Source organism: Reyranella humidisoli (assembly GCF_019039055.1).
Classification (GTDB): domain Bacteria; phylum Pseudomonadota; class Alphaproteobacteria; order Reyranellales; family Reyranellaceae; genus Reyranella; species Reyranella humidisoli.
Map to the genome: position 1 here is coordinate 2,636,934 of NZ_JAHOPB010000001.1, position 18,304 is coordinate 2,655,237.

Annotated in this window: 22 protein-coding genes; 16 read left to right on the plus strand and 6 right to left on the minus strand. The window is 67.3% G+C overall.

All coding sequences use genetic code 11. The features are described from left to right. Nucleotides 1–127: 127 nt before the first annotated feature. Complete coding sequence (locus tag KQ910_RS12645) at nt 128–442, plus strand: hypothetical protein (protein ID WP_216960466.1); 315 nt, start codon at nt 128–130, stop codon at nt 440–442. A gap of 1,413 nt (nt 443–1,855) precedes the next feature. Here KQ910_RS12645 and KQ910_RS12650 read toward each other — a convergent pair. Further along, a complete protein-coding gene (locus KQ910_RS12650; RefSeq protein ID WP_216960469.1) occupies nt 1,856–2,515 on the minus strand; it encodes a hypothetical protein in 660 nt (219 codons plus the stop codon). Nucleotides 2,516–2,806: 291 nt separating this feature from the next. Then, complete coding sequence (locus tag KQ910_RS12655; protein WP_216960471.1) at nt 2,807–3,562, minus strand: S24 family peptidase; 756 nt, start codon at nt 3,560–3,562, stop codon at nt 2,807–2,809. A gap of 95 nt (nt 3,563–3,657) precedes the next feature. Between KQ910_RS12655 and KQ910_RS12660 the strand changes: the two genes are divergently transcribed. Both KQ910_RS12660 and KQ910_RS12665 read left to right on the plus strand, forming a co-directional pair. Next, nucleotides 3,658–3,852, plus strand: coding sequence for a hypothetical protein (locus KQ910_RS12660; protein WP_216960474.1), 195 nt, complete (start codon nt 3,658–3,660; stop codon nt 3,850–3,852). Continuing rightward, nucleotides 3,852–4,103, plus strand: coding sequence for a hypothetical protein (locus KQ910_RS12665; protein ID WP_216960477.1), 252 nt, complete (start codon nt 3,852–3,854; stop codon nt 4,101–4,103). The genes KQ910_RS12660 and KQ910_RS12665 overlap by 1 nt, the downstream gene beginning before the upstream one ends. On the opposite strand, the gene KQ910_RS12670 is transcribed toward KQ910_RS12665, so the two are convergent. After that, complete coding sequence (locus KQ910_RS12670) at nt 4,076–4,801, minus strand: hypothetical protein (RefSeq protein ID WP_216960479.1); 726 nt, start codon at nt 4,799–4,801, stop codon at nt 4,076–4,078. The two genes, KQ910_RS12665 and KQ910_RS12670, sit on opposite strands and share 28 nt — an antisense overlap. Before the next feature lie 84 nt (nt 4,802–4,885). Then, a complete protein-coding gene (locus tag KQ910_RS12675) occupies nt 4,886–5,440 on the minus strand; it encodes a thermonuclease family protein (protein ID WP_216960482.1) in 555 nt (184 codons plus the stop codon). Nucleotides 5,441–5,556: 116 nt separating this feature from the next. Here KQ910_RS12675 and KQ910_RS12680 point away from each other — a divergent pair, with 116 nt between their 5' ends. The 3 genes from KQ910_RS12680 (at nt 5,557) to KQ910_RS12690 (ending at nt 6,563) form a co-directional block, all read left to right on the plus strand. Beyond that, nucleotides 5,557–5,823, plus strand: a complete 267-nt coding sequence (locus tag KQ910_RS12680; RefSeq protein WP_216960485.1) for a hypothetical protein — start codon at nt 5,557–5,559, stop codon at nt 5,821–5,823. Continuing rightward, a complete protein-coding gene (locus tag KQ910_RS12685) occupies nt 5,823–6,230 on the plus strand; it encodes a terminase small subunit-like protein (protein WP_216960488.1) in 408 nt (135 codons plus the stop codon). The genes KQ910_RS12680 and KQ910_RS12685 overlap by 1 nt, the downstream gene beginning before the upstream one ends. Nucleotides 6,231–6,386: 156 nt before the next feature. Continuing rightward, nucleotides 6,387–6,563, plus strand: a complete 177-nt coding sequence (locus KQ910_RS12690) for a hypothetical protein (protein WP_216960490.1) — start codon at nt 6,387–6,389, stop codon at nt 6,561–6,563. Nucleotides 6,564–6,782: 219 nt separating this feature from the next. On the opposite strand, the gene KQ910_RS12695 is transcribed toward KQ910_RS12690, so the two are convergent. Further along, nucleotides 6,783–7,157 carry a hypothetical protein gene (locus KQ910_RS12695; protein WP_216960493.1) on the minus strand — a complete coding sequence of 125 codons (375 nt, stop codon included), beginning with the start codon at nt 7,155–7,157 and terminating at the stop codon, nt 6,783–6,785. A 336-nt stretch (nt 7,158–7,493) separates the two neighbouring features. Here KQ910_RS12695 and KQ910_RS12700 point away from each other — a divergent pair, with 336 nt between their 5' ends. The 4 genes from KQ910_RS12700 to KQ910_RS12715 all read left to right on the plus strand — a co-directional run bounded on the left by KQ910_RS12700 (nt 7,494) and on the right by KQ910_RS12715 (nt 11,865). Beyond that, complete coding sequence (locus tag KQ910_RS12700) at nt 7,494–8,414, plus strand: carboxypeptidase-like regulatory domain-containing protein (RefSeq protein ID WP_216960495.1); 921 nt, start codon at nt 7,494–7,496, stop codon at nt 8,412–8,414. After that, entirely contained in the window at nt 8,411–9,961 is a 1,551-nt protein-coding gene (locus KQ910_RS12705) for a hypothetical protein (protein WP_216960499.1), read from the plus strand. The genes KQ910_RS12700 and KQ910_RS12705 overlap by 4 nt, the downstream gene beginning before the upstream one ends. An 8-nt stretch (nt 9,962–9,969) precedes the next feature. After that, the gene (locus KQ910_RS12710; protein ID WP_216960501.1) at nt 9,970–11,013 is read left to right on the plus strand and encodes an autotransporter outer membrane beta-barrel domain-containing protein; all 1,044 of its coding nucleotides are present in this window, start codon (nt 9,970–9,972) and stop codon (nt 11,011–11,013) included. Nucleotides 11,014–11,079: 66 nt separating this feature from the next. Beyond that, nucleotides 11,080–11,865, plus strand: coding sequence for an alpha/beta hydrolase (locus tag KQ910_RS12715; RefSeq protein ID WP_216960504.1), 786 nt, complete (start codon nt 11,080–11,082; stop codon nt 11,863–11,865). 222 nt (nt 11,866–12,087) lie between these two features. On the opposite strand, the gene KQ910_RS12720 is transcribed toward KQ910_RS12715, so the two are convergent. Beyond that, nucleotides 12,088–12,543 (minus strand): YccF domain-containing protein, encoded by a 456-nt coding sequence (locus KQ910_RS12720; protein WP_216960506.1) that lies wholly within the window; start codon nt 12,541–12,543, stop codon nt 12,088–12,090. Nucleotides 12,544–12,721: 178 nt separating this feature from the next. Here KQ910_RS12720 and KQ910_RS12725 point away from each other — a divergent pair, with 178 nt between their 5' ends. The 6 genes from KQ910_RS12725 (at nt 12,722) to KQ910_RS12750 (ending at nt 18,303) form a co-directional block, all read left to right on the plus strand. Beyond that, on the plus strand, nt 12,722–13,339 hold the full coding sequence (locus tag KQ910_RS12725) for a class I SAM-dependent methyltransferase (RefSeq protein ID WP_216960509.1): 618 nt from the start codon (nt 12,722–12,724) through the stop codon (nt 13,337–13,339). A 76-nt stretch (nt 13,340–13,415) separates the two neighbouring features. Beyond that, a complete protein-coding gene (locus KQ910_RS12730; protein WP_216960512.1) occupies nt 13,416–14,162 on the plus strand; it encodes an SOS response-associated peptidase family protein in 747 nt (248 codons plus the stop codon). A 13-nt stretch (nt 14,163–14,175) separates the two neighbouring features. Continuing rightward, a complete protein-coding gene (locus KQ910_RS12735; protein ID WP_216960515.1) occupies nt 14,176–15,063 on the plus strand; it encodes an SGNH/GDSL hydrolase family protein in 888 nt (295 codons plus the stop codon). Between the two features lie 349 nt (nt 15,064–15,412). Then, nucleotides 15,413–15,631 carry a hypothetical protein gene (locus KQ910_RS12740; RefSeq protein WP_216963812.1) on the plus strand — a complete coding sequence of 73 codons (219 nt, stop codon included), beginning with the start codon at nt 15,413–15,415 and terminating at the stop codon, nt 15,629–15,631. A gap of 11 nt (nt 15,632–15,642) precedes the next feature. Next, nucleotides 15,643–16,593, plus strand: a complete 951-nt coding sequence (locus KQ910_RS12745) for an SGNH/GDSL hydrolase family protein (protein ID WP_216960518.1) — start codon at nt 15,643–15,645, stop codon at nt 16,591–16,593. A gap of 120 nt (nt 16,594–16,713) precedes the next feature. Beyond that, complete coding sequence (locus KQ910_RS12750; protein ID WP_216960521.1) at nt 16,714–18,303, plus strand: ABC transporter substrate-binding protein; 1,590 nt, start codon at nt 16,714–16,716, stop codon at nt 18,301–18,303. Nucleotide 18,304: the final 1 nt, after the last annotated feature.

Genomic DNA, 18,304 nt, shown 5'->3' on the forward strand with positions numbered 1-18,304 from the left:
ATGGACTTCATCGTCCCCGGCGATATCGTGCGAGCGGAGGCGCGCGATGTCCGTGGAGTTCAAACCCATTCTCAAGCTCGACACGATGTACGGTCATTGCGACGAGCTGAAGATCTAGTTCCGCGACATGGATCTGATCGCCAGAGTCCAATACTACCGGACGGCCGGCACCTTCAGCCGGACCTTCACTTTCGGCTTCGTGGAAGCTCACAGCCTCTATTCGGAGATGATGCTGCCGCTGACGGCGCGCCACTGCCACGATCAACTGTGCCAGGTCGTCGGCTCCGACTGGGTAAAGCGGCTCGCGCAGAATGTGTCGTCGAATCTTCGCGACTTCCGGCACTACGCGATCCGCTTTTCCAAATGCGGATACCTCAAAGTGCTCAGCCATGGACTTGAAATCGGACCTGAGATTGCGTTCGCAGATAGCGATCAGGAATAGCGGGCGATACCGCACAGCCTAGCCCGATTCCGAAGAATGAGCGTGACCGCGTTGTATCAGGACAAGAGGAGTTTCTTGCCGGCGTCGGTCCAGCGACCCATGATTCGATTCTCGGTGGCGTCTTCCATCATCCCGTATTCAACCAGCGCAAGAATGGCGGACTCGTCGGCGCCCATGGCCCTACTGTCCAGCGTGCCATCGCGGTCTCATTCTCCGTCGTATGTGCGGAGGTACTGGTCGACCATGCGCGCCAGTGCAAACAGCAGCTTCTCTTCTCCTTCACTCATGATCGTCACCTGCAAAAGAGGATTGGAAGTTATGGTCCCGTGAGGGGCATCCGCTTATCGAAACTGCGTTCCCAAAAGTAGCCCTGTCAGCTTTGGTCCTGACAAAAATCGTCAATTGGAAATTATTATTTAAAATCAATTGATTAGTTGAATTCACAATCGTTCGGTTTCATGGCGGTTGCACGGTACCTGCCGGCGTGCTTGTATGCGCCAAGAAAAATAATGTACCGTAGGAAAAATAATGTACCGCAGGTTATTATGCCCTCACCGCCTGAATTCCGAGCGGCCTTCCTAGCTGCGTTGAAGGCTGCCCTACCGCAACTGATTGAGACAGCTTGGGAGAGCGTGGAGCAGCCGTCCGCCTCAAGGCCCCTGGCGACTCCTAGGCTACGCGCGGCGCGGGCGTCGGGCCGCCGCATACAGAAGGGACGTGTGCGAGTAGCGGTGCATGAGCTCATTACTCAAAACGACGATAGGGGCCTCAGTCGGAACGACATCAGGAACCTAATCGCTCATCACCTCAATCTCGCCAGTCCAATTAGTGAGAGCACTTTGAAGCAGGCTCTGATGGTTCTGCGAGCTGAAGAGAAGATCGAAACACGCAACTCGCGATGGCATCTCGCGCCTCCAGCCTATCAACAAGGAAAGCGCTAGCCGCAAAAAGAAACGGCGGCCGTTAGGCCGCCGCTCGATCGAGTGTCCAAGGTGCGAACCTTCCACAGCAGCACCAAGGGCAGAACCCCCAACGAACACGCAGCCCGTATGGAGAGTGCGGATATGAGAAGACCATAAGACTTACATATCCGCCATGTACTCAGCTTAGGCCAAGTACATGGCGGACTCTTACATCATCGGGCGCTCATCTAGCAAAGCAAGATGAGACCCGCGACAAGATGAACTCGACATAGTTAGGAGAGTGAATCTTGAACGCGATTTCGCATGTGCGCTTTTGAAGGGCATTGCGAGAAAGGAACCGGAAGGTGGCGACTAAGGCCGCCACCTACTTCTATCTCGCTCCCATCACTAAGAGAAACAATCATGACTAAGAACGAGAAGTCCTCGTCAAAACTTGGAACCATTGCATCGAAAGCGATGACGAAGCCTGCTTCACTGTCCAACGCTCAAATCAGGAGTCTTGGGGCGTCTGTGCTGACTCAACGGCCTGATCGGCCGCCGGCAAAACGTTCGAAGAAGTAAGGCAAGTAGCGACGCGCGTTGGGCGTGCTTTATTCGATTCCCGACGCGCGTCATTGCTCTCGTGAGCATGGCGACTAAAAATCTCGTCAAAGCTTTGCGCTTTTTGCAAAGAAATTGATCCGTTTGGTGTTCTACGCGTTTGTCGATAGCGCTCGACCTGGCCCACGAACCCGCTCCACAGCTTGTGACGCTTGGCTATCCAGCGTTGACGCTCGGGTTCCCGCCAGCATTTGAAGGGCACGCCATTCCACGGCGTGCGCTTCTCGCCTTCGTGGGTTTGCAGGTGTGACAGCCAAACCAGGGCGGTGCCGGCGTGGGCTTCGTGGGGGAACTGGCCGAGTTGTTCGCAGTCGGGTTCGAGCCAGCGGTCGAAGGTGAGGCCGAGCGTGCGTTCGACGCGGGTGAAGTCGCGGCTACGGTGGGCGATCTCGGCGTGACAGGCGGCGACGGCTCGGGCGCGCCAGCTTCTCCTGGCGGCGGCAGGATCGTCGGCGCCGGTCGCGAAGGCGGGCGCGGGGAGGGGACGGCGGTGGCGGCGGATGAGGTCGGTGACGGTCTCTTTTGGGTGTGGGGAGAGACTGTCGGGCATCCGGACAGTATCGGATTGGAGTCCGGATTTTTCAAGGATAATCCGGATGCAAGTCCGGATTTGGTTCCGTCGTCCGGAGCGCTGGGAAGGGCCTTGCGAGGCGCTCGGCAGACTCTCGGGCGGGCGGGAGATCCTTCGCTTCGCTCAGGATGACGGGGGCGTGGGTGGTCGTTCTTTCACCGACGCTCCCGGACATTGCCGCGCAATGTCTTGATGCTAACGGGCTGAGCTTTGCTCAGCTCAGCCCTGACGCTAACTGGCGATAAAGGAGGCGAGCCTTGCTCGCCTCCTTTATCGCCCACCCTTCATCAACTCATCCCACTCCAGCACGCGGTACACGCGGAAGACGGTCTTGCGGTCGACCTCGAATTCCTTGGCAGGGCGGTACTGGGCGAGCTTGAGGCGGTTGCCGGAGAGGCCGACCAGAAGCTTCACCACGGTCTGGCGCACGCTGGAGCCGGCGATCGGCCTGAACTCGACCACGACATGGTCGTTGACGCTGGGCGCGCGGTCGCGCTCGACGTAGATCAGGCTGTTGGGCTTGCGCCACGGCCACATCGAATCGCCCACCACGTTCAGCGCGAATACGTCGCCGCGGCCCTGGATGCCCGGCGGGCGCGCGACATGGTCGATCACCGTGCCGTTCATCTCGAACTCGCCGTTGCCGTCGCCGCCCATCGCGGTGCCGTAGAGCGGCACGTCCTGCAGCATGTGGCCGATCATCGGTCGCGCCGGCGCGTCGAAGGCGGGCGCGACGTTGCCCGCGATGTCGCCGATCGCCCCGCTTGCAGAACCCACGCTCTCGTCGGCGGTCTCGCCCTGCAGCTCGGCGACGCCGACGGCGCGGCCGGTCTTGCGCGCCGCGCCCGCGGCCAGCTTCGAATAGGTCTTGTCGGTCAGCGTCTTGGCGCCGGTCGGATCGTCCAGGAACTTGCGCAGCGTGCCGTCGCCGAGGCCCGAGAGGGTCTCCCACTGGGCGACGTTGAGGCCGGCTCCCTCCATGAAGCGGCGGAGTGCGCGGCGGCGCTGGTTGGCATCGAAGGCCATGCCCGCACTATGCCAGAGTCAGGAATAGAATCCGAGCGGAGTTTTTTCCGGAATCCGTCTTGTGTAGGAAAAGAATCCGGATATGCTTTCGGGCCATGACCTCACCCACGACCCTCGCCGTCGCCCGTGTCCGCCGCTGGCTCGCCGCCACGATGATGCCGCGCGGCGAGGTCGCGGCCCGCGCCGGGGTCGACGAGAAGACGCTGCGGCTGGCCGCGCGTCCCGGCTGGAACCCGACGGCCAACACGCTGGCCCGGCTCGAAGCCCTGATCCCGCCGGAGTGGACGTGATGCGACGCACCGACATGAAGCGCCGCGCATCCGCGACCGCGCCGGCGCATCCGCTGCTGGTCGAGGATGCGCGCGACTGCCTGGGCTTCGAGCGCGAGGCCGGTTTCTCGGCGCGGGCCGCGCGCCTGGCGACGCGCGACATGCTGGCCGACCGGGCGCGCGAACTGGGCATCGCCGAGCGCGACGTCGAGCGCGCGGTCGATGCGGCGCTGGCGGCCGCGGCTCAGCCGGCGGCGCGGGCCGCGAGGTGACGCTCGGTCGCTTCGAGATGATGGATCAGCGGCACCAGAGTCTCGCGCACCGGCTCGTCGCGCAGCGTGACGTCGAGCCAGCGGGCCAGCGCCCCGGCATCCTGCGCGGCGGCCTCGGGCGGGCGGAACCGGGTGCGGGCGGTCTGGAACGCCCAGCGCGCGCGCTCCAGCATGTCGAGATCTTCGAGACTTTCGACCAGGTCCTCGAAGTCGGCAGTGACCTCGCCCGCGTCGCCGATGCGCCGCAGAACGCTGCGCGCCGCCTCGAAGCAGGGCGTGCCCGGTTGCAGCCCATCGGCGGCGAAGCGCGGATTCGTCACCAGCGTCTCCAGTTCGAGCAGCAGCGTGCGCAGGCGCGCGACATGCAGGCCGGCGACCGCGGCGCGACGGCGGCGGCGGGCGTGGTCGGTCCACTGGCCGACCGCCCAGCTGCTGAACACGCTGATGCCGGTGACGAGGATCGCCGCCCCGGTCAGCAGGAAGGCGGTGCGCACGTCGCCGCCGGCATGCGTGGCGCCGGTCGCCACGGCGAGGCAGAAGCCCGCCACGAGGCCCAGGCTCGCCGGCGCGGCGATGCGTTTGATCCCGTCGCGCCAGCCGGCGGCAGGACCCAAGGTTGTAGGCGGCCGCAGTCCGGCCGGCGTGTCGGTCGATGCGTCGACACGGCCGTCCCCGGCCGTGGTCGTTCCCAATGTCATGCGGATTCCCCAATCCCCGCATCCAGACAAGCACCGGTCGGCGGTGGAGTCGAGGGGGGTATCCTCACACCGCTCGGGACAATGTCATTTTTCCCCGAGCCAGGCCGGCCACATGCCCTTGCGCGCCTTGCGGGCCTCGAACTCGGCATCGGCGTAGCGCTGGCTGGCACGCGGCTCCCAGGCCAGCGCGTCCTCCAGCTCGTGGCCCCAGGCCACGCCCGAGGCCAGCATCGCGCCACCGAGATCGACCGGCTGCGCCTCGTCGAGCGCGCATTGCGCCACCAGGCGACAGTCGGAATCGAAGCGGGCGATGCGGCACTTCACCTTGTGGTCGGCGCGCGCCAGCAGGTCCTCGAGAGTCGCGCGCGCGCGCATGCCGCCCACCGTCTCGGCCTTTGCCGCGTCGCGCAGCGCCGGCGCCTGCAGTCCCCACAGCTTCAGCGGCGCTTTCAGCCCGACGCCGCCCAGCTGCTCGCCGTCGATCGCATAGGCCTGGCCCGACCAGTTCTGCGGCAGCGTGCCGGCGCTGGCGCAGGCGGCGGGCTTCGCCGCAGCGGCCGGCGGTGCGGGCGGTGTCGCCGGTTTGGTCTGCGCGAGCGCGGGGCCGGCGAACAGCGCCAGCGCGAGCGGGAGAAGCACGGATCTTTTCATGCGCCGACGGTGGCGCGCGTTTGCGGCGACGACAAGGCCGCGCGGAGGAGCGACATGCCGAACGACATCGCGACCACACATCGGGCACGGGCGGGAGGCGCGCCATGAGTCGCGGCCGTCCCTGGAGCGCCGACGATGCCGCGCGGCTGCGGCGGCTGGTGGCCGCGGGCTGCACCGACGGCGAGATCGCCGGGGCGATGGCGCGTCATCCCGACCTGATCCGCCGGCGCCGCCGGGAGGCGGGGCTGTCGCCCGGCCAGTCGCGCGCCGCCACGGTCGCGCTGATGCGCGTGAACCGTCGCCGCCTCGGCCGGAAGGTGGCCGGCCGCGCCGAAGCGGCGCCCGGCGAGCCAAGGGGGGAGCCAGGGTGATGGACGACCGTCCGGTGCGCCTCACGGATGCGCTGGCGGCCGAGATCTGCCGTCGCATCGCCGAAGGGAATCTGCTGCACGAAGTCTGTCGCGCGCGGCGCATGCCGCTGGCCGGGACCGTCCGGCAATGGCTGCGCGAGAACAGCGCGTTCCGGAGCCGCTATGCGCTGGCGCGCGCGACGCTGGCCGACGCGCTGGCCGAGGATGCGATCCGCGTCGCCCGCGAGGCCACGCCGGCCGACGCCACCGCGCGCCGTCTCTATGTCGATGCGATCAAGTGGTACGTCGCGCGCATCGCGCCGGGGAAATACGGCGAACGTCCCGCACCCGATGCGACGCCGCGCGGGACGGTGGGCGATGCGATCGAGAAGGGCCGCGAGCGGGTGAAGCGCCTGCGCGAGGTGTGAGAAAGAATGCCGCCGCGTCGGTCCGGTGGCGGACCCTGTGCCACGATTCATCTTTGCGACTCATCTTTGCGACAGTGGGCAACCGGTTCGTCGAAAGGGCCGTTCCTTCGGTACAAGCGCCGCCGTCCCGGCCGCGCACATCGGATGGAGATTTCCTTGAACAACAACAATCAGAACCAGACTCCGAACCAGAACCAGACCCCGAACCAGCAGCGGGAGCAGGCTCAGAAGGAGCAGCAGCAGAACCAGAAGCAGAACCCGGGCGACAAGCAGCAGGGTTCGGACAAGAGCCAGGGTCAGGGCCAGAAGCCCGGCCAGTCCGAGAACCGCTAGAGTCTTTCCGAGTAGGATAGAATCACCAACACCAACCTCATGCTGAGGAGCGCTCCGCAGGAGCGCGTCTCGAAGCATGGGCACGAGCACCACGTCCGTTGCCGATCCTTCGAGACGCGGCCTGCGGCCGCTCCTCAGGATGAGGTGCGCGGGTTGACTTGAAGCGGACAGACTCTAACCCGACGAGACGAAGCCCGCCGCAAGGCGGGCTTTTTCTTTTCAGGCTTCCGTCTTCAGGATCCAGCGGCGCGCCGGTGCGATCCGGCGGAAAAGCCGCATCGGTCGTGGCGCGGCCGCGACGAGTCCGAGCATCCGCCGCAGCTCCGGCTTCTCGGCGCCGGTGGGCATCACGAAGGCCAGCGGGCCGACATCCTGAGTGCGGGTGGCCTCGCGAATGCGGACGCCGATCGCCTCGACGTCTTCTGGCGTCAATCTTCCCTGGCCGTTGCGTGCGTCGAACAGCTTGCGCCATCGCACCAGGTCGGCACGGACGAGAAAGGCCAGGACCTCCTCGACGTCTGCTTTCGTGACATCGCCCTCGGCGACGATGGTGACGAGCGGCGGATTGGATTGTGCGGTCCAGTGGAGCGGCATGTTCCGGCGCTACGCGCGAGCGAAATCGGGGTAACGGCAAGTGTAGCAGCGACCAGTCGCCGCCGGCAGGACGAAAACGACAAAATGCCGGACCAATGAGTCCGCACCTGCCAGCGCGGGTTTCAGCCGGTCCCTGCACATCGCGACGCGGAAGGCGGCAGTGCGGATTTGCCCGCGTTCCTTGTGCGGTTTCATGGTTTCTGCAAAAACTCGCTTTGTCAGCTTGCCTACCGTTGAGATCTGAAGCCGTGGGATCGGTACTCTGCGGGCAACGACCTTCCCAAGTTTGCTGCGGACCTGACCGTCGATCTCAATTCGAGCGAGGCTGCGATGCGCATGGGTAAAAGGTCTCCAGGGGCATCGTGCGCCTCGCGGCGTGCTGCTGCCGGTCTCTCGACACTCCTGGCCGCGGGCCTCGCGCTTGCCGCGTCGCCCGCCCTGTCGCAGGGCGCGATGGGACCGGGCGGCGGGGCGATGACGCCCCAGCCGCGCGTCGCCCCGGCGGCTCCGCAGGCTCCCACGATGACGCCGCAGGCGCCGGTCGTGACGCCGCAAATGCCGCCCCCGATGCCGGTCGTCGCGCCGTCGATCCCCCAGCCCGTCCCCCAACCTCAGACGCGCAGCGCGACCAGCACCTCAAACCGCGATCACATCGATCAGGATGCCCAGACGGACATCAAGAAGCTCACGACGTCCGGCGGAAGCCAGGTCAATACCGGCAGTGTTGACATCAAGAGAGGACTCGCGACGCCCGGCGGTCAGGCCGGTCCCGCGAATCCGGTGGCCAACAATTCGAACAACCCGATCCCCAGCGTCAACGTCATGGTGCGGAAGCAGTCGGGCGCCGGTCCCATTTCGACGGCGAAGACCGACGGCAGCGGGCAGACGACCTTCAGGCAGCTCGAGCCCGGCACCTACGACGTGGCGCTGCCGATTGTGCCGGGCGGCACGGTGAGCATGACGACCTTCGTCAACGGCACGCCGGCCTCCCGCACCGACTTCCCGGTGGGCAGCGAGATCGGCACCTTCACGGTCGCCAAGGCAAGTGACACGGTCATCCTCAAGTTCCAGACCAACATCCCCGGTAACCCGACCAACGGTATCGGCGGCACCGGGGGCGGCAGATTTCAGACGAACCTGAAACAGGATCCGATCAACGGCGTCGGCGGCACCGGGGGCGGCAGATTTGAGACGAACCCGGGGACTACGCCCAACGGCTACGGCGGTACCGGCGGGGGAAGGTACACCGTCAAGTGAATCGCGGATCGCGGGGCCGCCTGCTGCCTCTGCTCGCGGCGGGCCTCGGCCTGCTGGGATCGCCGGCGCTTGCCCAGGGCCCGATGGGACCGGGCGGTGGCGGCATGGCGCCCCAACCGCGCGTCGCACCGCCGCCTCCGCCCCCACCACCTCCGCCGCCGGTCGTGGTGCCGGTGGCGCCTGGCCTGCAGCCCGGCGCGCCGGCCGGCATCGCGCCGCGCACCGGCTCGGCCTCCGGCAGCGACGTCCAGCCTCAAGCTCCGGTTCCGCCCGCGCCCGTCCAGTCCACACCCGTTCAGCCGGCGCCGCGCGATCGCCCGCCGGCGACGACAAAGACAACGACGACGGGAACCGCGCCGGTCGCCGCGCCGGCCGTTCCGTCCGTGACCCGCTCGACGGCGCTGGTCTCGGCGAGCAAGGGGCTGCGGCCGGCGCGCGATGTGCCGCTGGTCAGCACCGACGACAAGGGCGGCAACCGCACACCGCTCCGCACCGACGGCAAGGGCCAGTTCTCGCTGGGCCCGCTCGCGCCCGGCGTGCGCGACATAGCGCTCCCGCTCGCCGACCTGCAGCGCGCGCTGCCCACCGGCACCAAGCGTCTGCCCAGCGTGACCGTCAGCCTGGTCGTTCCCGCCGCGCCCGGCGCTGGGCCGCGCGGCAATCTCGTCATGCACACCTATGTGCGGCCCGACCCGAAGAAGGACATTCGCGCCCGCATCACCGTGCCGCGCACCGGCGGCGGCACCATCGTCGACTGGGGCGACGGCACGCCGCCGGTCGACACGGTGCGCGACGGCTGGCCGGTGAATGTGGGAGGCGGGCGCGGACCCGTCGACACGATCGGCACGGTCTCGTTCGTGCGCAAGTTCGAGAAGATGGGGTTCATCCAGATGGACCCCTGCACCCCGTGGTGGCAGTGCGCGCCGCCGCCCGATCCCGATCCGCCGCCCGATCTGCCGCCGGAGGATCCGTGGACCGAGATCCTGCCCGAAGGCGACCCGCCGCCCGACGATCCCATCATCGAGATCGTCGAGCTCGACGATCCGCCGAAGGACGATCCGCCGAAGGACGATCCGCCGCGCGACCGTCCGCCCTGGGAAGATCCGCCGAAGGACGATCCGCCCCCGCCCCAGATCGGCGAGAAGGGCACCTTCGACGTCGGTCCGCTGCAGCCGGGCATCCGCGAGATCAGGCTGGGCCTGCCGATCGCCGAGCCGCCGCGGCCGCCGGTCAAGGTGGCGCTGCTGCTGCCGGTCGAGCCGCGCGCCGCCGTCGAGGCGCTGAACGCCGGCGGACGGCCGCCGCGCGTCGGCGAGAAGGACCGGCTGCATCTCGTCGAGCACATCTACGCGCCCGACACGACGGCCCAGACGCTGCGCGTCCGCATCTCGATGGCGAAGGACGGCAGCGGCGCGCTGGTCGACTGGGGCGACGGCACGCCCGTCACCGACGTCAAGCGCGACGGCAAGCCCATCGCCGCCGCCAGCGTCGACCGCGAGGCGGTCGGCCGCATCCTCTTCCTCGGCTCCAAGAAAAAGCAACCATAGGACATCAAATGAGTAAGAAACTGATCGCGCTCTCGGCGCTCGCCTCGGGTGCGGTGCTGGCCTCTCCGGCGCACGCGCAGCTCTCGCCCGGGACGACGACCGTCGCCGCGCCGGTCTCGCCCTCGACCACGGCGCAGAGCACCGCCGTCAGCAGCGGCATCCAGAGCCAGACCAACACCACCGCCTACGTCACGCTGCCGGGCATCAGCTCGGTGATCCAGCAGACGCTGATGGGACCGTCGCTGCCCGGCCCGCGCTCGACCTCGGGCCTCGCGCCGCTGCACAGCGGCGTGTCGGCGGGCGACGATCCGATGAGCTGGCAGGTCTGGGCGCAGACCGGCGGCGGCCAGGCCACCAACACGCTGGCGACCGGCGGCTACTCGATCGGCAGCTACGGCGCGCAGCTCGGCGTGCAGAAGCAGATCACGCCCAAGCTGCTGCTCGGCCTCAGCGGCGCATGGCAGGGCTCGAGCGGCACGCTGAGCGGCGGCTTCGCCTCGACCAACTCGACCTTCGGCGTCACCGCCTATGCCGGCTACCAGCTCGACGAGCACTGGAACGTCTCGGCGATGGCGGGCTTCAGCGCCGGCACCAACGCGATGACCAACTCGGGTTTCAACTATCGCGCCAACTACGCCAGCAGCCAGTGGAACTTCCAGGGCGGGCTGAACGGCTACTACAAGGTCGGCGCCGTGGTGCTGGCGCCGATGGTCTCGATCCTCTACTCGCCGATCAACAGCTACGGCTACACCGACAGCAACCTCGTCGTCGTGCCCGGCCAGACCACGGCGCTGACGCGCGGCTCGGCCGGCGGTTTCATCAGCCTGCCGCTCGACAAGTGGCAGCCCTACATCCGCGCCACCATCGAGCAGGATTTCTACGCACCGACCGGCAGCGGCGCCAACGGCTACACCGGCGGCACCGTGGGCGCGGGCGCGACCGTCCCGCTGAGCGACGCGCTCTGGGCCTCGATCGACGGCGGCTACAACTCGATCGGCCGCTACGCGCTGTCGTCGTGGTCGGGCAGCGTGCGCCTCAACCTGCGCTTCTGAGCGGCCATTCCGATCGGGCTTCCTTCAGCGGCTGTCGTCGCGGCACTCGTTGCGCTCGCCGCGACGGTGTCCGCCTGCAGTACCGGCGGAGCAGGGCGCGACGAGACCGCCGCGGGGATCGCACGCGCGGCGAGTCTTGAAGCGGCAACGTCGACCGGCGCGGGCTTCGATCTGCAGACCTGGCGGCGCGACGACGGACGGCCCGGCCCGCTGTTCGTCTATGTCGAGGGCGATGGGCTGGCCTATCTCGACGCGCGCACCCCGTCCTCCGATCCGACGCCGGCCGATCCGGTCGCGCTGCGCCTCGCCGCCGCCGATCCCGGACCCGCCGTCCTCTACATCGCGCGGCCCTGTCAGTTCGCGGCCGGCCGCGCCGATCCACGCTGTAGCGTGCGCGCGTGGACGACCGGCCGCTTCGCCGCCGATGTCGTGGCGTCGGTCGACGATGTCGTGACGCGCGAGCGCCTGCGCCATCCCGGACGCGAGCTGGTGCTGGTGGGCTATTCCGGCGGCGGCGTGATCGCATCCCTCGTCGCGGCGCGACGCAGCGACGTGGCGCTGCTCGTCACCGTGGCCGCGCCGCTCGACGTGGCCGACTGGACGCGCCGCCTGGGCGTGTCGCCGCTCGACGGCGCGCCGCTGCCGCTCGACCGCATCGACCGCCTCTCGCGGGTGCGCACGGTCGCGTTCGCCGGACGGCAAGACAAGGTCGTGCCCGTCGCCTCGGTCGCCTCGGCCGTCGACAAGCTCGGCGCATCGGCGACACTGATCGTCGAGCCGGACTTCGACCATCGCTGCTGCTGGGCACGCGACTGGCCGCGCCTGCGCGCGACCGCGCTGGCCGCGCGATAGGGTCATTCCGGAAGAACAGGAATCGTTCTCCTCTCCCTACAAAGGGCCAGGGTGGATGGCGTTCTGAAGAAAGTGAAAGGTCCCTCGCTCACGCTCGGGATGACACCACTTGTTTGGTCGGCGCACTGCGCCAATCCCGGCAAAATTGTCATCCCGAGCGTAAGCGAGGGACCCTTAACTCTTATGAGTAACCCTGCGACGACGAGGGGCTACGGCGCCGCGTCAGCCGCGCCGGCGGTCGATCTCGACGGCGGCGTTGCGGCGGGCCATTTCCTCGGCGACGGCGGAGGGGACGCAGACCTTGTTCACCGGGTTGAGCACCGTGCCCAGCGACTTGGCGATCACCAGCGCGACCGGGATGCCGACGATGGAGAAGCACAGCGCGAACACCTGGATCGCGTTCAGGATGACGAACAGCACGCCGAACGGCAGGTAGAGGATCATCACGATCGTCGAATAGGCTTCCCACACCGGGTTCTGCTTCACGTTGAGGCTGGCCTTGCTCACCATCTCGTTGCCGAATGGCGCCAGCAGGAACTTGCCGAACTCCATCAGCCCCAGCCCGAGCGGCGCGGTGACGACCAGCAGGGTGAGCACCAGCCCGAGCAGCCAGTAGAAGGCCGCCGTCAGGAACCCGAGGAACGGGATGTGCCACAGGATGTTGCCGAGGGTCCGCATGTGTCTTTCTCCAGCACCGGCCGCCGGCGCGCGCCGACACCTTGCCCTGCCGGTGCCCTTCGCTCAAACGCCGCATTCTCGGCGCCGGCGGCAAAATGGATTGGGCTGGCAGTCGCCCCCGATTGGCAGCAGGGTTGGCCGGCTTCTGGCGCGTGTCGCCGGATGAAAGGAGGCACCCATGAGCGGCACGCGCAGCCATTGGGAAGAAGTCTATTCGACGAAGGCTGATACGGCCGTGAGCTGGTTTCAGCCGCACTCGGTGCGGTCTCTCGAACTCATCGAATCGGCGATGCCCGATCGTGCGTCGGCGATCGTCGACATCGGGGGCGGTGCATCGCGGCTGGTCGACGACCTGATCGCCCGGGGCTACACGGACCTGACGGTTCTCGATGTGGCCGAAGCTGCCCTGGAGAAATCCAGGACGCGGCTCGGGAGAGAGGCCGGCAAGGTCGCGTGGATCGCGGCCGACATCACCCAGTGGCGCCCGTCCCGCGCGTTTGCCGTCTGGCACGATCGCGCGGTCTTTCACTTCCTCACCGAGCCGGACAGTCAGGCCGCCTACCTCTCGGCCCTGGAGGCAGGAACATCGGCGGGCTCCATTGTCATCATGGCGACGTTCGCGCTGGACGGTCCCGACAAGTGCAGCGGCCTTCCGGTACAGCGCTACAGCCCTGCAACGCTGGCGGCGCGCGTCGGCCCCGCGTTCAGCCTGACCAACGAAGCCTTGGAAACGCACCGGACACCCTGGGGGACGGAACAGCGGTTCAGCTACGCGATCCTGAGAAGACGGGCGTAGAGAGGAATCTGCAGCGGGCCGCGCGATCGCCGGGCCGCGATGGCGCGGGCGGCGGAAGCGATGCTAGCGTGGCGGCATGTGTGGCAAGTTCACGGCCCAGGCTTCGTGGCGCGAGGTGGTCGCCTTCTCGCAACCGCTCTCCGCGGACGGTGGGCACGACGCAGGAGGCGACGGTGACGGTGGGGGGACGACCGGTGAGGACGGCATCGTCACCTATCGCGTCGGCGCGGCGGTGCCGGTGATCGTGTGGGATGCCGAGGCCGGCCAGCGTCGCGTGGTGCCGATGCGCTGGGGCTTTCCCGATCCGCGCGACTGGCGACGCCCGCGGCCGATCCATGCGCGCTCCGAGACGATCGACCAGAAGGAGCCGTTCCGCACGCCGTTCCATGCCGGCCAGCGCGGCATCGTCGTCTTCCGCACCTTCAACGAGGGCGAGGAGGTGACGAAGCCTTCGGGCGCGACCGCGACGAAGCAGTGGACGATCGATCCGCGCGACGGCCAGCCGCGCGGCTTCGCCTTCGTGTGGCGGCGCTACGCGATCGAGGGCCAGCCCGCGCCGCTGCTGTTCTGCGTCATGGCCACGGTGCCGGCCAACGAACTGATCCGCCGCACGATCAAGAGCGGCGAGGGCGATCCGCGCATGCCCGCGATCCTTGAGGACGGCGATCCCGCCTGGTCGACCTGGCTGGGCGAAAACGGCGCCGACGCGATGGCCGCCAAGGCGCTGCTGCGCACGATGGAAGGCGTCGACTGGACCTCCGCGCCGGAACCGCCGAAGCCGCGTTCGCCGAAGCCCGGTTCGCCGGCGCCGCGCGACGCCTGACGCCGGTAGCGCCATGGCCGACAAGGTCCTGCATGTCCACGACGTCGAACTCGGTTACGTCCCCCGCCCGGGCGTGAGAGGGCATGTGCGGGACGGCGGCGCCGTCACCATCGACGCCGACGGCTTGCGTTTCACGGGCGAGGTGGCGGCCGCCGCCGGTTCACCTCTCGTGCTGGCGGTCGGCGATTCCTTTACGTACGGAGAGCATGTGGGCGACCTCGACGCGTGGCCCGCGCAGCTCCAGCGCCTGATCGGGCATCGCGTTCTGAACGGCGGCGTGAGCGGCTATGGCTTCGACCAGACCGTGCTGCGCGCCGAGCGGCTGGCGGCCCGGCACCGGCCGGACGTGATGATCGTCGGCCTGATCGCCGACGACGTGCGGCGAACCGAAATGCGGCGGCTGTGGTGGCACGACAAGCCCTGGTTCGACGTCGAGCACGACCGGCTGGTTCCGCGCGGCGTGCCGGTGCCGGATCGCGCGCTTCTGCCGGTCGCCCTGCGGCGCATTCTGGAGCAGATCCTCATCGGCCTGCCGCCGGGGCTGCAGCATCTCACGGGCTATTCGGTGCGCGTGCATCCCCCAGGCGCGGGAGCATCCATCAGCCGGCTGCTGGTCGACCGGCTGGCGGCGCTGCAACGGACGGAAGGCGTGCGCATCCTGCTGCTGGCGCAGTACGACGTCCGGGTCTGGGCAGGCGGTGGCGCGGCAGAGGCGCAGCGTCGCGTGCTGCAACCGCTGCTGCAGCGCGCCGCGGCGCTCGGCCTCTCGACGTTCGACACCTTTTCCCGCCTCGCCGCCGAGCCCGAGCCGCGCCGCTTCTACGGGCCCATCCACATGAACGCGCGCGGCAATCGGCTGATCGCGGGCGTGCTCTCGGCGCGGCTTGCATCCTTGCGCTAGAGGCTTTCGGTCTCCTGTCGCCGCGTAACCGCACCACCTCATCCTGAGAAGGCCCGAAGGGCCGTCTCGACGGACAGGCAACGAACGTTGTCCTCGTGTCCATGCTTCGAGACGCGCTCCTGCGTTTACCCCAAGGTACTCGAGAGGGAGCGCTCCCCGGCATGAGGTTGGGTGTGACTAACGTCTGCTCGAAAAGACTCCAGGGCGCCAACCGTCCGCCGATCGCGTTTCACGATGCCTCCGCGTGGAACTCCTCGCGCGATGTGCCGTTGTGGTCGATCCCACACGGAGACACGGCATGGCGGCACGAAAGAAGGCAGCGAAAAAGAAGGCAGCGAAGAAGAAGAGCGTGAAGCCGGCGAAGCGCGAGGGCGCCGCGAAGTCGGCCAACCGGCGTGAACTGATCGACACCGGCACGAACAAGCTGTTCGTTCGCCGCAACGAGCGCGGGACTTCCTTCAAGGAGGTCGTCGACGTCAGCGGGTCCCTGAGGTCCGATCGTCGCCAGAAGGCCAGGACGGTCAGCAAGCCGGGTCAGGGCGACCGCGGCGATCGAGGCCGGCGCTGATCCTCGAAAGAATGAAGAGCTGGGTTCTGGCGGGGGCGATCAGCCTCGTCGCGGCCGTCGTTGCGGCGCTCGCCTTCGGCGCGTGGAAGAACAGCGACTTCGTGGACGGCCAGAGCGACCGGCTCCGCATGGAGGGGACGTTCGTCAACGGATTCTACGACCAGGGCATCGAGGACGTGGGCTTCATCGCGCAGCCGGACAAGCACGTCACCGCCCGCAGGCTGCTGGATTCGCGCGTCATCTACGACGCCTCTTACACGACCGGCCCCGATCGCTTTCGCGTCGTGCCCAAAGTGGAGGGCGCGCTGCGCTGCCTGCTGCAGTTCGGCGATTCCTTCACCTTCGGCGAGGGTGTCGACGACGACGAGACTTCGGCGGCGCAGATCGTCGCCCGGAGCCGGGGAGAGGTCGAGGTCAAGAGCCTGGGGATCGGCGGCTGGGGACCGCACCAGTTCCTCGCCGGACTCCAATCGGGCCGTTTCCAGCGCGTGATAAACTGCAAGCCGACCGATGCCGTCTATCTGTTCATTCCGGCCCACACCGCCCGCGCCGCCGGGCGCGGGAAATGGGACAGGTTCGGTCCGCTCTTCGTCGTGGACGACAACGGACGGCCGGTGCGAGAGGGCAACTTCAACACTGTCGGCAGGAGCTGGCGTGAGCTGATCGGCTTCAATCGCTTGACGGAGGAGGAAGAGGAGGAACTGGCGGCAGCGCTGATCGCGGAAGCGTCCCGTGAACTGGAGCGGCTTTACCCCGGCATCCGTTTCCACGTCTTCACCTGGGATGGCACGACCGCAGGCGTGATCGCCCGGCTGACCGCGCAAGGCCTGCGCGTGCATACGATCCGCCAGATCATTCCCGATTATAGCGACGCCTATCTGATCGCCCCGCCATACGAGTATCACCCCACGCCGGCGGCTTACGAACGGGTGGCAGAATACTTCCTCACACTCGGCCGGTAGATGACGCGCGGTGCCTGGCACGAGTTCATGAGATGAAGGAATGAACCTTCGGGACGAATGAATTTCACAGCGTCGGCCTGTGGCCCCAGCATCTTCATCGTGTGTGAAGAGGAGAGGGCGATGGCGAGACGCAAGGTCCTGGGTTGGCTGGCGGCGGCGGCCGTGGCGACGGCTTCGGCGCTGGTGCTGCCGGGCGAGACCGTGGCGCAGCAGCCGAAGACGCTGCGGGTCGTGATGCATTCCGATCTCAAGATCCTCGACCCGATCTGGACCTCGGCTTTCATCGTGCGCAACCACGGCTACATGGTCTACGACACGCTGTTCGCGCTCGATAGCGACCTGAAGATCAAGCCGCAGATGGTCGAGACGTGGAGCGTCACCCCCGACAATCTCACCTGGACCTTCACCCTGCGCGACGGGCTCGAGTTCCACGACGGCCAGCCGGTCACGACCGAGGACGTGATCGCCTCGCTGAAGCGCTGGGCGGTGCGCGATTCGGTGGGCCAGATCCTGTGGTCCAAGCTCGCCGAGGCGAAGGCCGTGGATGCCAAGACCTTCCAGCTCGTGCTGAAGTCCCCGACCGGCGTCGTGCTGCAGTCGCTGTCCAAGCCCTCGGGCAATCCCTTCATCATGCCGAAGCGCGTGGCCGAGACCTCGCCCAACGACCAGATCAAGGAGTTCGTGGGTTCCGGTCCGTTCATCTTCAAGGCCGACGAGTGGAAGCCCGGCGACAAGACCGTCTATGTGAAGAACCCGAAATACAAGCCGCGCTCCGAGCCCGCCTCGGGCCTCGCGGGCGGAAAGGTGGCCAAGGTCGATCGGGTCGAATGGATCGCCATGCCCGACCAGCAGACCGCGGTTAACGCGCTGCAGACGGCTGAGATCGACATCATCGAGGCGCCGCAGCACGATCTCTATCCGCTGATCAAGAAGGATCGCAACGCCGAGCTGATCAACCCGAGCAAGTGGGGCAACCAGTACATCTATCGCTTCAACCAGCTCCACAAGCCGTTCGACAATGCCAAGATCCGGCAGGCGATGCTCTACGCGCTGAATCAGAAGGACTTCCTCGAGGGCGTCATCGGCGAGCCGGAATACTATCAGGTCTGCAAGGCCATGTTCATCTGCGGCGGTCCCTACGAGACCAACGTGGGCTTCGAGGACAAGTACGAGAGCAACTTCGCAAAGGCGAAGCAGCTTCTGGCCGAGGGCGGCTACGACAACACGCCCGCCGTGCTGCTGCATTCCACCGATCTCTATGCGCTGGCCAACATGGCGCCGATCGCCAAGTCGCTGATGGAGAAGGCCGGCATGAAGGTCGACATGCAGTCAATGGACTGGCAGACGCTGGTTGCCCGCCGCGCCAAGAAGGATCCGCCGGACAAGGGCGGCTGGAGCGTGCTGATCACCTCGACCTCGGCGCCCGATGCGCTTGATCCGCTGGCGCTGGGCTTCATCGTGGCGACCTGCGACAAGGCCCCGTTCGGCTGGCCCTGCGACGAGGAACTGGTGCGCCTGCGCAGCGCTTTCGCCGACGAGCCCGACGAGGGCAAGCGCAAGCAGATCGTCGAGAAGATCCAGCTCCGCGCCGCCGAGGTGCCGACGCACGCCTTCCTCGGCCAGTACACGAGCGCGATGGCGCGCCGCAAGGCCGTCACCGGCAACGTCACCTCGCCGGTGACGGTCTTCTGGAACGTCGAGAAGCGATAGG

Bases quoted from the DNA above. Each gene is read 5' to 3' on its own strand.
- KQ910_RS12645 (WP_216960466.1), top strand. From the start codon at position 128: ATGGATCTGATCGCCAGAGTCCAATACTACCGGACGGCCGGCACCTTC.
- KQ910_RS12650 (WP_216960469.1), bottom strand. From the start codon at position 2,515: ATGCCCGACAGTCTCTCCCCACACCCAAAAGAGACCGTCACCGACCTC.
- KQ910_RS12655 (WP_216960471.1), bottom strand. From the start codon at position 3,562: ATGGCCTTCGATGCCAACCAGCGCCGCCGCGCACTCCGCCGCTTCATG.
- KQ910_RS12660 (WP_216960474.1), top strand. From the start codon at position 3,658: ATGACCTCACCCACGACCCTCGCCGTCGCCCGTGTCCGCCGCTGGCTC.
- KQ910_RS12665 (WP_216960477.1), top strand. From the start codon at position 3,852: ATGCGACGCACCGACATGAAGCGCCGCGCATCCGCGACCGCGCCGGCG.
- KQ910_RS12670 (WP_216960479.1), bottom strand. From the start codon at position 4,801: ATGACATTGGGAACGACCACGGCCGGGGACGGCCGTGTCGACGCATCG.
- KQ910_RS12680 (WP_216960485.1), top strand. From the start codon at position 5,557: ATGAGTCGCGGCCGTCCCTGGAGCGCCGACGATGCCGCGCGGCTGCGG.
- KQ910_RS12685 (WP_216960488.1), top strand. From the start codon at position 5,823: ATGGACGACCGTCCGGTGCGCCTCACGGATGCGCTGGCGGCCGAGATC.
- KQ910_RS12695 (WP_216960493.1), bottom strand. From the start codon at position 7,157: ATGCCGCTCCACTGGACCGCACAATCCAATCCGCCGCTCGTCACCATC.
- KQ910_RS12700 (WP_216960495.1), top strand. From the start codon at position 7,494: ATGGGTAAAAGGTCTCCAGGGGCATCGTGCGCCTCGCGGCGTGCTGCT.
- KQ910_RS12710 (WP_216960501.1), top strand. From the start codon at position 9,970: ATGAGTAAGAAACTGATCGCGCTCTCGGCGCTCGCCTCGGGTGCGGTG.
- KQ910_RS12720 (WP_216960506.1), bottom strand. From the start codon at position 12,543: ATGCGGACCCTCGGCAACATCCTGTGGCACATCCCGTTCCTCGGGTTC.
- KQ910_RS12725 (WP_216960509.1), top strand. From the start codon at position 12,722: ATGAGCGGCACGCGCAGCCATTGGGAAGAAGTCTATTCGACGAAGGCT.
- KQ910_RS12730 (WP_216960512.1), top strand. From the start codon at position 13,416: ATGTGTGGCAAGTTCACGGCCCAGGCTTCGTGGCGCGAGGTGGTCGCC.
- KQ910_RS12735 (WP_216960515.1), top strand. From the start codon at position 14,176: ATGGCCGACAAGGTCCTGCATGTCCACGACGTCGAACTCGGTTACGTC.
- KQ910_RS12745 (WP_216960518.1), top strand. From the start codon at position 15,643: ATGAAGAGCTGGGTTCTGGCGGGGGCGATCAGCCTCGTCGCGGCCGTC.
- KQ910_RS12750 (WP_216960521.1), top strand. From the start codon at position 16,714: ATGGCGAGACGCAAGGTCCTGGGTTGGCTGGCGGCGGCGGCCGTGGCG.